Genomic DNA, 12,290 nt, shown 5'->3' with positions numbered 1-12,290 from the left:
GCCCGGCATAGCGGATCGGCGGCGCTTCTGTCCACCCCCGCCGTCGCCTCTCGACGCTGCGGCGGCAACGACCTATGCTTTTGCCGCAGCGGGTGGCGTGTTTGGCCACCGCACCATCATCATTCGAGGATCAATGCGGCTTATCAAGTTGGTGTCCAATCTCGGCTATGGCAGCCAGAAGGACGTTCGCGCCATGATTCGCGACGAGAGGCTGACGACGCGAGACGGCGTCCCGCTGGGGCTGGAGGCCCGCGTCGCTCACGCCGATGTCCTGCTCGACGGCGAACCGCTCGACCCGCCCCAGGGGCTGGTGCTGATGCTGAACAAGCCGTGCGGCTATACCTGTTCGACCAGCGATCCGGGACTGACAGTCTATTCGTTGCTGCCGCACCGCTTCCTGCTGCGCAAGCCGGTGGTGTCGTCGGTGGGGCGGCTTGATAGCGACAGTTCGGGGCTGTTGCTGCTGACCGACGACGGCCAGTTCCTCCATCATGTCATTTCGCCTCGCCGCGCCATCGCCAAGACCTACGAGGTGACGCTGGCCCGCCCCCTGCGGGGTGACGAGGGCGAGGTGTTCGCCAGCGGAACCCTGATGCTGCGCTCGGAGACCGAGCCGCTGCTGCCCGCTGGGTTCGAGGCCACAGGCGAGCAGGCCGCCCGCGTCACCATCACCGAGGGCCGCTATCATCAGGTCCGCCGGATGCTCGCGGCGGTCGGCAACCATGTCGAGACCTTGCGGCGGACCCGGATCGGCGGGCTGACCCTGGACGGGCTGGAAGAGGGCCGCTGGCGTTTTCTTGCCGCCAGCGAGATCGAGGCCGTTATCCGGACGTGACCGACTGTCCGGGATGAGGGTATAGCCCTTCATTGGTGGACACTTTTGGGAGAATGTGGCACGCTTTGATGGTGACGCAGAACGCGCCGCTATCAATGGAGAATGCCATGAGCGACTCGATCCCCGGATACGCAATAACCCCTATCGACATCAAGTTGCGGCTTGTCATCCAAGGCAAGGGGGCCACCAGCGACGGCAGCATCGCTTCGGTCAAAGATTTGCAGGATATTATGCTGAAGCTTTCAGCGGCCCCAGATTCGACCTTCAATATCGATAATCTCCCGAGCGAGAAAGAGATCGATCGGTTTTCCAAGCTTCATGAATTGCGTGGATTGGAAATGCAAAAGCAGATGCTTGATCAGATGGACTATCATTGGCGGCAGTCGATGGAACGCAGAGAGCAGGCTCTCGCTGTGCAGCCTGAACCGGCTCAGTCCGTCACGGGGGATGAGGCTAAGCGGGTGTGGGAGATGGGCCGCCAGAATGCCCGCGAAGGTGGACATTTCGGGTTTCCTCCGCCAGAAGACGCAACCTATATTTTGATCGCGGAGGGGTTCCAATACAACATTCGCGGCGATGGAAAGATAACCCGGCAAAAAGAAGGGGTTTCCACACCTGAGCAAGATGCGGCTATACGGGCCGAGATGAATGCATCGCGGGCAATGAGAGATATTTATGCCCCCGCTCGTGCCGCGCAGTACAACGAAATAGAGTCCAAGATGACGAGCCTGAAAGCCGAACTCGGGATCACGGACGAGTCCTGGCGGGACGAGTTGGAAACGAGAAATATTTTTTCTACTGCGGTATGAGTGTCGGCGGATGCGGGGAGCCGGTTTCGCGTGCTCGCGGAAACCCCGTTCCCCGCATCCGGGTAATCCGCCCATTTTTAGCGGGGGTTGGACATAGAACTCATGCGGCCAATTTCAGTTTCTGGGCGGGTGTGATGCCGCCAATGCCCATATTGGGGCGGTCGTTGTTGTAGGTCCAGAGCCATTCTGTCGCGTGATCCTGCACCTCCGCGATGGTTTCAAAGATGATTTGCCCCAGCCATTCATGCCGGACCGTCCGGTTGTAACGCTCGACATAGGCGTTCTGCTGAGGCTTGCCGGGTTGGATGTGTTGGAGGCCGATGCCGTGCGTCTCGGCCCATTTCATCAGCGTGCCGCTGATATATTCGGGACCGTTGTCGACCCGAATAGCGCCCGGCTTGCCGCGCCATTCGATGATCTGGTTCAGTACACGCACGACCCGTTCGGCGGGCAGAGAGAAATCGACTTCGATGCCGAGCCCTTCGCGGTTGAAGTCGTCGAGCACGTTGAGCAGTCGGAAAGCCCTGCCATCCTCCAGACGATCTGCCATGAAATCCATCGACCAGACCTGGTTGGGGGCGTCTGGCACCACCAGTTCGTCGGGCTTGTCGCGTTTGAGCCGTTTCCTGGGCTTGATCCGCAGGTTTGGTTCCAGCTCTTGATAGATCCGATAGACCCGCTTGTGGTTCCAGCCATGCCCCTGAATGTTGCGCAGATACAGGAAGCAGAGACCGAATCCCCAGGTCTTTCTGGCCTGGGTCAGCCCGATCAAAAGGTCGGCGATCTGCTCGTTCTCGTCGGAGAGCCTCGGGCTGTAGCGATAGCACGTCTCGCTGAGCCCAAACGTCCGGCACGCCAACGCGATACTGATCCCTCGTCGCGCCACTGCTGTCTCGGCCATCTCCCGGCGCTGGGATGGCCGGGTCATTTTTTTCCAAGAGCCTCGCGGAGCAGATCGTTTTGCATGCTGAGCTCGGCGAACATCTTCTTCAGCCGCCGGTTCTCGTCCTCCAGTCCCTTCATCTCCGAGATCATCGAGGCGTCCATCCCGCCGTATTTCGCACGCCATTTGTAGAACGTCGCGCTACTCATCTGGTGCTCGCGGCACAGCGTCAGGACCGGGATACCGTCCTCCGCCTGACGCAGGATTCCCATGATCTGGACGCCCGTGAACCGACTCGTCTTCATCCGAATCTCCTCGTTCGCAACGACCGAGAAAATTCTATGTCCCAATCCCCTTATTTCCAGGTGGGATTACCCTTTATCGACACTGGTCTCAATATGACAAAAATTGATTGCACTGAAAGTCAATCAATACGACTTTAAAGCCATAGATGTTGGCCGCGACAGCCTGCAATGGGGGATGGTGTGTTGTGGTTGTGTGCAGTGGTTTAGCTTCGGGCGGGGCCGGTGATCGGAATCAAGATAAACTCTGTGCCGTGGGGGAAAACCGGCGATGGGGATTCCCATCATCTGATTCATCATTGTGCGGATGTGGCCGCTTGCTTTGAGGTGATAGCGACATTGCCGGTCGTCCGCGCCCGGCTAGAGTGGGTGGCGGGGCGGGCCTTATCCGACACCGATATCTCCCGCCTTGCGGTGCTGGCCTTTCTCCATGATGTCGGCAAAGTGCATCCGGGCTTCCAGGCGAAAGGGTGGCCGGAAGGGTTGTGGAAGCGACCGCTCCATGGGCATGTGCAGGAAGGGGCGGCGATCTTCCTGGGCAACGGACAGGAAGAGATCGCCCGGAATCTAAATCTCGCGGAGATGATTGACTGGGGACTGGATTCGTCTTTGCTGTTGTCGGTGTTGGCCCATCATGGCCGCACCCTCCCGGCGAATCTGGACCCGTTCGCCGAGCGGCATTGGGAGACGGTACCAGACGCGGGTTATGACCCGGTCGCGGTCGCGGCGGACATCGGTGCAATGATTCTCCGCTGGTTTCCTTCTGCGTTCGTCGAAGACGGGCCTCTCCTCCCGACGCGGGCAGATTTCGCCCATCTTCTGTGCGGCTTTGTCTCGTTGGCGGACTGGCTGGGTTCGACCCGGAGCCTGTTCCCGTTCAGACCCGAGCTTGATGTCGATTATATCGGCACGGCTCGCGACAGGGCGCGCCGTGCGGTTAGGGCGGTTGGTCTCGATTGCCGGGCGTTCCAGGATCGGGCGCAGGGGCGCAGCGATTTCACCACCCTGACCGGGATCAAGCATCCCCGACCGCAACAGCGACTGGTCGGTGACACTCCGCTGGACGAAGCGCTGGTCATTCTTGAGGCCGAGACCGGCTCGGGCAAGACCGAGTCGGCGTTGTGGCGCTTCGTCCAATTGTTCGAAGCGGGACGAGTCGACAGCCTGTATTTCGCCTTGCCGACCCGGGCTGCCGCGATCCAGCTTCAGGGGCGGGTGAACCGGGCGATGCGGCGGATTTTCGGGGCCGACGCTCCGGAAGCGGTTCTGGCTGTTCCGGGATATCTGATCGCCGGAGAGGCGCACGGGCAGGCCCTGCCCGGGTGGGAGGTGCGCTGGGACGACGATCGGGGCCGCGATGAACAGCGGCTTCTGGCGCGCTGGGCGGCGGAAAGCGTCAAACGCTATCTGGCGGCAACGATAGCCGTCGGCACCGTCGATCAGGCCATGCTGGCCGCGTTGCAGGTCAAGCATGCCCATCTGCGCGGGGCGGCGCTGTCACGCAGCCTGCTGGTCATCGACGAAGTTCATGCATCAGATAGCTACCAAGTCGCGGTGCAGTCCCACCTGCTGAGGATTCATCTTGGCCGTGGCGGCTATGCGATGTTGATGTCCGCGACCCTGGGATCGGTGGCGCGGACGAAATGGCTGGGCCGCCGCGCCGCGCCGTCCTTTGCCGAGGCGGTGGCGACGCCCTATCCGGCGGTGTGGGGAAAGGGAGAGTCCGCGCCGCGTAGCGTGGACGTCGAGACAACACGCGGGAAGTCGGTCGCGATGACCTTGGTTCCGTCCTGGAGTGCGGAGCAGGCGGCGGCTTTGGCCCTGGCGGCAGCGCGAGAGGGGGCGAAGGTTCTGGTCGTCCGCAACACGGTGACGGCGGCGGTCGCGACCTTCGAGGCGATCCGGGCGTCAGGGGGCGAAGAGTGGCTGTTGTCGGTTGCTCATGGTCCGGCTCTGCATCACAGCCGGTTCGCCCCCGAAGATCGTAAGTTGCTCGATGCGGCGGTTGAGGCGGCCTTGTCGCCCGATCCAGCGGTGCGGGGCGTGGGCGGCCTGATCGTCGTCGGCACCCAGACGCTTGAACAAAGCCTCGACATCGATGCCGACCTGCTGATCACCGATCTTTGCCCCGTCGATGTGTTGCTGCAACGCATCGGGCGGCTGCACCGCCATGCCCTGCCGCGTCCCCCCGGATTCGAGGCACCCCGATGTCTGGTGCTTTCGCCCGAAGCGGGGCTGGCCCAATTTCTGGCTCCCACCTTCGAAAATGGCCTGGGCGGCTGGCGTGAGGCTGGGGTTCTCAATGGGATCTATCGCGATCTGTCTGTGGTTGAACTGACCAGACGCCTTGTTGTCGCACATCCCGATTGGATCATTCCGGCGATGAACCGCTTTCTGGTCGAAAGCGCGACCCATCCCGAGCCAATCGAGGCGTTGCATCGTGAGTTGGGGCCGACCTGGGAGACCTACCGTAACGAGGTCTATGGCAAGGACGTCGCCGAAGCCGGAGCCGCCGCCAACGTCGCCTTGCCGGTGACCCAGCCGTTCGCAGAACTCCGCTTTCCCGAAGACGAAACCAAAATCCGGACACGACTGGGCGGCGAGGGGGCCCGGATCGTCTTTGCCGCTCCGGTCGCTGGACCGTTCGGCGTCGCGATCAGCGGCGTGACCCTCCCCCCATACTGGTCGCACGGAATCGATCCCGACGAGCGGGTGACTCCGCTTGTCGGGGATGGGGTGATGACATTTCGGGTCAGTGGGGCTAATATTTTATACAGTAGGTCTGGATTACAAAAAAGACCTAACGGGTTTTCAGAAAAGTGATTGAACGCCCTTTGCGTGTTGGCGTATGTTTTTCTACATAAAATAAATGTGCGTTGTGGAGGTTTCCGTCATGGCCTTCAGTCTGCGAACTCGGGTAGAAGCGTTCTTCCATCGGCCTAATCTCACCCTCAAGGCCAGCTTTCAGGCTGCGATCATCTCGACCAAGGCCGATGTCGCCCAGGAACAGAACTCTTGGGATAGTCCTCCGTTGGGTCTGATTGGCAATCCAGACCGCTCCGTTTCCCCGCAAGTGCGGGGGTCTCTCGCGCCGCTGGGGAGGGGGGATGTATAACCTCCTCACGCAGCCCTTGCTTCAGGCGGCTCCCGGCGGGGCGATGACGCTTCCCGGTCTGATGGCGGCGCTGGCGCGGGACGATATCGAGTCCTTTCCCGCCCTGCGCCCGCATCAGGGTCCCGGCTGGCACATGTTCCTGGTCCAGTTGGCGGCGCTGGCGCTGCATCGGGCAGAAGCCTCCGACATCCCCACCGACGAGACGGAATGGACCCGCGCCTTGCGTGGCCTGACCCCCGGCTATGACGCCGACGAACCGTGGTGTCTGATCGTCAAGGATTGGGGCCAGCCCGCCTTTCTTCAGCCCCCGGTGCCGGATGGGGTTACCCTCGGCAACAGCCTTGCCACCCCCGATTCACTCGACCTGCTGATCACCGCGCGCAATCACGATCTGAAACAGGCGGTTGCCCGCCATGGCGCGGCAGAGGATTGGGTTTTTGCCCTTGTCTCGCTGCAAACCGGCGAAGGGTTTGGCGGCGCGGGCAATCAGGGGATCGCCCGGATGAATGGCGGGTCGTCGTCGCGGGCGATGCTGTCGCTTGCTCCGCTCCCACCCGTGACGGCGAAGGTGATGAGCCCCCGTCCGGGGGCCTGGTTCCGCCGCGATGTCGCGGTGTTGCTGGAAATGCGGGAGGCCGAGCTTGAGCGCTATCAGCACCTGGACTACCGCCCCACGGGCGGGCTGGGGCTGACCTGGCTGGCGCAATGGCGTGAAAGCGAACAGCTTCAGATCAAGGATCTCGACATCTGGTTCATCGATATCTGCCGCCGGATTCGTCTGGCGGCGGGACCGGATGGCCTGATCGGCTGGCGGGGTAATTCGAAAGCCACCCGCATCAATGCCAAGCATCTGAACGGCGCGGTCGGCGATCCGTTCGCCTTCGTTCATAAAACCGAGAATAAGAGTCTCACTCTGGGGGGACGGGATTTCGATTACCGCATCCTGTCCGATCTGGTTCTGGGGGATGATTGGGCACCCTCCTTATTGTCACAACCAGCGTCGTTCGAGCGGGAGAACGAGACGTTGGCTTTGGTCTGCGCCGCCTTGGCGCGCGGCAACAGCAAGACCGAGGGTTTCAAGTCCCGCATCCTGCCGATCGGCGGCAGGATTTCGCGAGCCTTGACGCTTGGTCCAAAACGGAAGGCGCTTCACCAATTGGCCCAGGCGCAGATGAAGGCGATCGAAATTTTCGACAAGGCGATGGGGTACGCGCTGGCTCTGGCTGCCGCCGGGGGCGACCGGGACAAGATCAAGAAAGAGCATTACGCCTATACGTCCGAGTCCCGCGCCCAGTTTGATCGCGCCGCCGATGATCTGTTCTTCGATCACCTGTGGGCACGCTATGACGCCCAGGAACGTGGGGCGGACGCCCTGAAACAGGAAGAGCTGCGCTTCGCCAAGGCTCTGTTCACCCCGGCGGATCGCTTGTTCCGGGCGGCGCTTCCCACCATTCCTTGCGCCGGGATTTACCGGCCCCGCGCCGAGGCTCGGGCCACCGACGCCTTCCGGGGCCGGGTCCATCATGCCTATCCGGAGCTTTTCGAGCGCCAACAGCACAAGGAGGCGGGCAATGCCACTTGATCGGGACAGGTTCGATTACAAGGACGCCGTCAACACGGTGTCGGTTGCGATGAGCGAGCTTGGCACCGGACCCCTTGCCGAATTGCGGCGGATGGATATTGGCGGAGCGGGCTGTGCCGCGTTCTGGGATCTGGCGACCAAGGGCGGTTTGCTCGATCAGACCCGCTTTGATCCGTGGATGCGGCTGGTCAAGATCATGGCGATCCTGACCCCGAAGGGAGAGCGGAGCAAAGGCGTCGTTCTCCATAAACCGTCGCGCCGCCTGGGGGCCGTGCTCTGCGACGGCGGCGATCCCGGCTGGACGGACGAGCACCGTCCGTTCCTGTCGGAATCGCGGTTGGCGCGGTTCCTGGCCCAGCCAGCCGATCATCATGGTCCAGCGCTGGAGCGGATCGCCCGCGCGCTCGCGAACCATCTTATCCCCGAAAGTGGACTGGATTGCGTGGCCGTCGCTGCGTTGCTGCTGTTTCCCGACAGCGGCACGACCCGGCAAGCCCTTGCCCGTGATTATTACCGGCGGCTCGATTCCGCCAACCACCCTGCCAAGCCAGAGGAAGCCGACGCATGAGCTCGCCCCGTTTTCTGCAAATCCATACGTTGCATTCCTATACCGCCGCGCTGCTGAATCGCGACGACACCGGACTGGCCAAGCGCCTGACCTATGGCGGAGCCAGCCGTACCCGCATTTCCTCGCAATGCCTGAAGCGTCACTGGCGGATGGAGAAAGACGATCCCCACGCGTTGCGCCATCTGGCCGGATACGTTGACTCGTTCCGGTCGCGCGAATTGGTGACGTTGCGGGTGATCGATCCGCTTCGGGGCCACTATCCCGATGAGATCGTCAATGCCCTGGAACCGGAATTCCAGATTCTGGTGTATGGCGACAAGGCGGACAAGGGCAAGAAAAGCCGCCAGACCCTGCTGCTGGGCGAGCCGGAACTGACTTGGCTGGCACAGGAGGCGGCAGCGCTGGCCCAAGCATCCAGCGATGCGGATTCGGCCAAGAAAGCCGCCGCCGAATGGCGCAAGAGCAAGAATTACAAGACGATGAGCGAGAATGCGGCCCTGCCCGGAGGGCTTGCCGCCGCATTGTTTGGTCGGATGGTGACTTCCGATCCCGCCGCCAATATCGACGCGCCGGTGCATGTCGCCCACGCCTTTACCGTTCACGAGGAAGAGGCCGAGGGCGATTACTTCACCGCCGTCGATGATCTGAAGACGGACGAGGATGACGGGGGTGCCGACACGATCCAGGAAACCGAACTGACCTCCGGCCTGTTCTATGGCTATGTGGTGATCGATCTGCCCGGCCTGATCGCCAATTGCAGCGGGGACAAAGAGATCGCCGCGCGCGTCGTGCATAATCTTGTCCATTTGATTGCCGAAGTGTCGCCTGGGGCCAAGCTGGGGTCGACCGCGCCCTATGGCCGGGCCGACCTGATGCTGATCGAGGCGGGCGACCGTCAGCCCCGGTCCCTGGCCGGGGCCTTCCGCCGGGCGATTCCCCACGATCTTGACCATGCGGTAACCGAATTGGACCGGCATCTTGCCCGGCTCGACCAGACCTACGAGACCGGCGAGGCGCGCCGCTATCTGTCGCTGGCCGACACTGATCTTACGGCGGCGGGTGGTTTGGAAAAAACCTCGTTGAAGGCTTTGGCCGAATGGTCGGCGGAGCGGGTGAAGGATGCCCCCGATGCCTGACCCTCGCTGGCTGATCCTGCATCTGGAAGCGCCGCTGTTGGCCTTTGGCGGGGTGACGATCGACCATGTCGGCGTGACCCGCGATTTTCCCGCTGCGTCGATGCTGACCGGGTTGCTGGCCAACGCCATGGGCTGGCGGCGAACCGAAGGTGACAAGCACCAGCGCCTGCAAGACCGGTTGATCTTTGCCGCCCGACGTGAGTGGGACGGCGGAACCGGGATTCTGACCGATACCCAGAATGCCCAATTGGCGAAGATAGATCGCGGGTGGACGAGTTGGGGTGAGCCGGAAGGCCGCAACGGTGCCAGCTATGGCGCTCCGCACCGGCGGCGGCGCGATTATCATCCCGATGCTTGCGTCGTCGTCGCCTTGCGGTTTGGCCTCCCGGACGATCCAGACCTCGATCTCGACCGGCTGGCCGCGTTTATGGATCGTCCGCTTCGTCCGCTATTTATCGGGCGGAAATCCTGTCTGCCGTCCGCGCCGGTGCGGCGGATGCGCGATTTTGTCGTGGCCCCGACCGCGTATCAGGCCCTGCGACAGGTGCCGCCGCTGCCCGACGTCAGTGCGGGCGCGGCCTTGCGGGCAATTTGGCCGACGGGCGAAGGCCCCATCGAGGGGGCGGAGGTCCACCGCATTCTCGATCTTCCGGACCTGCGCAACTGGCGCACCGGGTTGCATGGCGGAACCCGCCAGATCGTCGAGGGGGTCGTCGTACCGCAAGAGGTCGCCGCATGAGCCCGCTTCATCTCGTCAGTCTCCCGCTCGAGATGAGGGCGCTTCACCGCTGGGCTGCCCTGCGCAGCCTGGCCGCCGATGAGGGCAAGGCCCTGCACCATCTGCTTGGCGAGAGCTACGGCAAAGGTGCGCTCCAGCCGTTTCGTCTGATGGTCGCGCCGAACGCTACCGGTGCCACCCTCTATGCCTATACAAAGTCGGATCGCGATTCTTTGGTTCAGATCGCCCGGGACTGCGGTCTGCCCGATGCGCTTGCCGTCTGCGATCCTGCCCGGCTGGCGATCAAAACCATGCCGGAGACATGGAGCGAAGGCCGCCGTCTTGCCTTCGACCTGCGGGCTCGCCCAGTCCGACGGCTGATTAAGCCCGCCGGGGATTTCCCCAAGGGGGCAGAGGTCGATGCCTTTCTCGTCGAGTCCCTGCGCCGCGCCTCAGAGGACGCCCCCTCCGATGACGGTCCAGAGCGCGAAGCAACCTATGCCGAGTGGCTTGCCGCCCGGCTGGGCGGGGCGGCCCGTCTCGATCAAGTCCGGATGGTCCGTTTCGAACGACGCACCGTTCTGCGTGGGCATAAAAGCGTCGAAGGACCGGATGTCACCTTTCATGGTGAACTGACCATCTTGGATGGCGGGAAATTTTCCGATCATCTGGCTTCGGGGGTCGGCCGTCACTGCGCCTATGGCTACGGCATGATGTTGTTGCGTCCGGCTCGATAACAGGAGGCTCCATGCTGGCGGGACGGCTGGGACTTGAAAAAGCGCGCATCCCCCATGCCGACCGTCACGGGCTGGTCTGGCTCGATCGCGGGCGGCTGGAGGTCGAAGACGGGTGCCTGCGATTCGTCACCGCCGGAGGTGGCGAGCTTGCGGCGGGGGATTACCAAATCCCCCATCAGGCGGTGTCGATCGTTCTGTTGGGACCGGGATCAAGTGTAACCCACGATGCCTTGCGCCTGCTCGCCCGACACGGCTGCGCTCTGGCCGCGATCGGCGAAGGCGCGGTGCGCTTTTACACTGCGCCGCCGCTGATGCCCGACAGTTCGGCCGTGGCGCGAGCCCAGGTGACGCTGTGGGCCGATCCGAAAAGCCGGATGGAGGTCGCCCGCGCCATGTACGCGATCCGCTTTGGCGAGATTGTGCGGACCCGCGATATCGAGGTGTTGCGGGGGCAGGAAGGGGCGCGGATCAAGCGCAGCTATCAACTTGCGGCGGAGCGTTACGGCATTTCCTGGGGTGGCCGTAATTACGATCGCGCCAATCCGGACGGCGGCGATTTGCCCAATCAGGCCATCAACCACGCAGCCACAGCGATGACCGCCGCCGCCTCCGTTGCCGTGGCGGCAGTGGCGGCTATTCCCCAACTGGGCTTCGTCCATGAAGAGTCCGGCCAGTCCTTTGTCCTTGATATCGCCGATCTCTATCGCCATGACGTCACCTTGGACATCGCGTTCGGAGCGGTCAAGGAAGCCATGAAATCCGGGGACTCCATCGAGCGGCTGACACGCCAACGGGCGGCGAAACTGTTCCGCCAGCGGGGCGTTATCCCCTCGATGATTGACCGGATCAAAACGCTGCTTGGTCAGGATGCGGCAGAGGCGGAGACATAACCGATGCCGATGGTCGTGATCGTGACCCGTGCCGTCGAAGCCCGTTACCGTGGTTTCCTCGGTTCCGCGATGCTGGAACTGGCCCCGGGAGTCTATGCCCAACCCCGGATGAACGCAGGGGTGCGGCAACGGATTTGGACCGTGCTGTCCGAATGGTATGGACACTTGAATCAGGGCAGCATCGTCATGATTTGGGCCGATAGCATGGCGAACGGAGGGCTGGGCCTAGCCACTTTGGGCGAGCCGCCCAAGGACATCGTCGCTCATGATGCAATGCTGCTGGTTCGGCGGGCCTTGCCCGAAACAGAGGCCCGGATTTGAATCGATATTCAATCGCTCTTTGACATTGTGTATATAATCTAAGACCTTAGAAGCCAGAGGCTCCCCCGCAGGCGCGGGGATAGACCCCAACACCGCCAGTGACCGCATTTCGTCGTCAGGGCTCCCCCGCAGGCGCGGGGATAGACCCTGGCTCCGAGCCTCTATGCCCGCACCGATATCGGCTCCCCCGCAGGCGCGGGGATAGACCTTGCTGAGAACGGAAGCTCTTGTGATGTAGCGGGGCTCCCCCGCAGGCGCGGGGATAGACCCGACCAGCTTGCGGATTATCTTGACGTCAAAGCGGCTCCCCCGCAGGCGCGGGGATAGACCCACGCCGACAAGCGACCGATGCGTTGTCTACATGGCTCCCCCGCAGGCGCGGGGATAGACCCCC

11 protein-coding genes and 1 CRISPR repeat array are annotated in these 12,290 nt (G+C 62.7%); of the genes, 10 read left to right on the top strand and 1 reads right to left on the bottom strand.

The window, feature by feature from the left end:
• Positions 1-133 precede the first annotated feature (133 nt).
• Together BLW40_RS01520 and BLW40_RS01515 are read left to right on the top strand one after the other, a co-directional pair.
• Complete coding sequence (locus tag BLW40_RS01520; RefSeq protein ID WP_074764808.1) at positions 134-835, top strand: pseudouridine synthase; 702 nt, start codon at positions 134-136, stop codon at positions 833-835.
• A gap of 107 nt (positions 836-942) precedes the next feature.
• On the top strand, positions 943-1,644 hold the full coding sequence (locus tag BLW40_RS01515) for a hypothetical protein (RefSeq protein ID WP_139305451.1): 702 nt from the start codon (positions 943-945) through the stop codon (positions 1,642-1,644).
• 100 nt (positions 1,645-1,744) lie between these two features.
• Here the strand turns inward: BLW40_RS01515 and BLW40_RS01510 are convergent.
• A protein-coding gene (locus BLW40_RS01510) for an IS3 family transposase (protein WP_139305450.1) occupies positions 1,745-2,832 on the bottom strand; the annotation gives its coding sequence in 2 pieces (ribosomal slippage) (positions 1,745-2,577 and positions 2,577-2,832; 1,089 coding nt in all).
• A 222-nt stretch (positions 2,833-3,054) separates the two neighbouring features.
• On the opposite strand from BLW40_RS01510, the gene BLW40_RS01500 reads away from it, so the two are divergent.
• From BLW40_RS01500 to cas2e, 8 genes are all read left to right on the top strand, one after another.
• The gene (locus BLW40_RS01500) at positions 3,055-5,652 is read left to right on the top strand and encodes a CRISPR-associated helicase/endonuclease Cas3 (protein WP_074764801.1); all 2,598 of its coding nucleotides are present in this window, start codon (positions 3,055-3,057) and stop codon (positions 5,650-5,652) included.
• 284 nt (positions 5,653-5,936) lie between these two features.
• Positions 5,937-7,526: a CRISPR-associated protein Cse1 gene (locus BLW40_RS17835; protein ID WP_074764797.1), complete on the top strand. Its 1,590-nt coding sequence runs from the start codon at positions 5,937-5,939 to the stop codon at positions 7,524-7,526.
• A complete protein-coding gene (locus BLW40_RS01485) occupies positions 7,516-8,094 on the top strand; it encodes a hypothetical protein (RefSeq protein ID WP_074764795.1) in 579 nt (192 codons plus the stop codon). Before BLW40_RS17835 ends, BLW40_RS01485 begins: the two co-directional genes overlap by 11 nt.
• A complete protein-coding gene (gene cas7e / locus BLW40_RS01480; protein ID WP_074764793.1) occupies positions 8,091-9,230 on the top strand; it encodes a type I-E CRISPR-associated protein Cas7/Cse4/CasC in 1,140 nt (379 codons plus the stop codon). The genes BLW40_RS01485 and cas7e overlap by 4 nt, the downstream gene beginning before the upstream one ends.
• Positions 9,223-9,969: a type I-E CRISPR-associated protein Cas5/CasD gene (gene cas5e / locus BLW40_RS01475; RefSeq protein WP_074765076.1), complete on the top strand. Its 747-nt coding sequence runs from the start codon at positions 9,223-9,225 to the stop codon at positions 9,967-9,969. Before cas7e ends, cas5e begins: the two co-directional genes overlap by 8 nt.
• Entirely contained in the window at positions 9,966-10,685 is a 720-nt protein-coding gene (gene cas6e, locus BLW40_RS01470) for a type I-E CRISPR-associated protein Cas6/Cse3/CasE (RefSeq protein WP_074764791.1), read from the top strand. The genes cas5e and cas6e overlap by 4 nt, the downstream gene beginning before the upstream one ends.
• 11 nt (positions 10,686-10,696) lie before the next feature.
• Positions 10,697-11,575 (top strand): type I-E CRISPR-associated endonuclease Cas1e, encoded by an 879-nt coding sequence (cas1e, locus tag BLW40_RS01465; RefSeq protein WP_074764789.1) that lies wholly within the window; start codon positions 10,697-10,699, stop codon positions 11,573-11,575.
• Between the two features lie 3 nt (positions 11,576-11,578).
• Complete coding sequence (gene cas2e, locus BLW40_RS01460) at positions 11,579-11,896, top strand: type I-E CRISPR-associated endoribonuclease Cas2e (protein ID WP_074764787.1); 318 nt, start codon at positions 11,579-11,581, stop codon at positions 11,894-11,896.
• Positions 11,897-11,954: 58 nt separating this feature from the next.
• Positions 11,955-12,288: direct repeats of the CRISPR family, unit length 29 nt; unit sequence GGCTCCCCCGCAGGCGCGGGGATAGACCC.
• Positions 12,289-12,290 lie beyond the last annotated feature (2 nt).

Source organism: Magnetospirillum fulvum (assembly GCF_900108475.1).
GTDB lineage: Bacteria > Pseudomonadota > Alphaproteobacteria > Rhodospirillales > Magnetospirillaceae > Phaeospirillum > Phaeospirillum fulvum_A.
Note: the sequence above shows the minus strand (reverse complement) of the source record. Positions and strands in the feature narration are given on the sequence as shown.

Coding starts and splice junctions, on each gene's coding strand:
- BLW40_RS01520 (WP_074764808.1), top strand. CDS start 134: ATGCGGCTTATCAAGTTGGTGTCCAATCTCGGCTATGGCAGCCAGAAG.
- BLW40_RS01515 (WP_139305451.1), top strand. CDS start 943: ATGAGCGACTCGATCCCCGGATACGCAATAACCCCTATCGACATCAAG.
- BLW40_RS17835 (WP_074764797.1), top strand. CDS start 5,937: ATGTATAACCTCCTCACGCAGCCCTTGCTTCAGGCGGCTCCCGGCGGG.
- BLW40_RS01485 (WP_074764795.1), top strand. CDS start 7,516: ATGCCACTTGATCGGGACAGGTTCGATTACAAGGACGCCGTCAACACG.
- cas7e (WP_074764793.1), top strand. CDS start 8,091: ATGAGCTCGCCCCGTTTTCTGCAAATCCATACGTTGCATTCCTATACC.
- cas5e (WP_074765076.1), top strand. CDS start 9,223: ATGCCTGACCCTCGCTGGCTGATCCTGCATCTGGAAGCGCCGCTGTTG.
- cas6e (WP_074764791.1), top strand. CDS start 9,966: ATGAGCCCGCTTCATCTCGTCAGTCTCCCGCTCGAGATGAGGGCGCTT.
- cas1e (WP_074764789.1), top strand. CDS start 10,697: ATGCTGGCGGGACGGCTGGGACTTGAAAAAGCGCGCATCCCCCATGCC.
- cas2e (WP_074764787.1), top strand. CDS start 11,579: ATGCCGATGGTCGTGATCGTGACCCGTGCCGTCGAAGCCCGTTACCGT.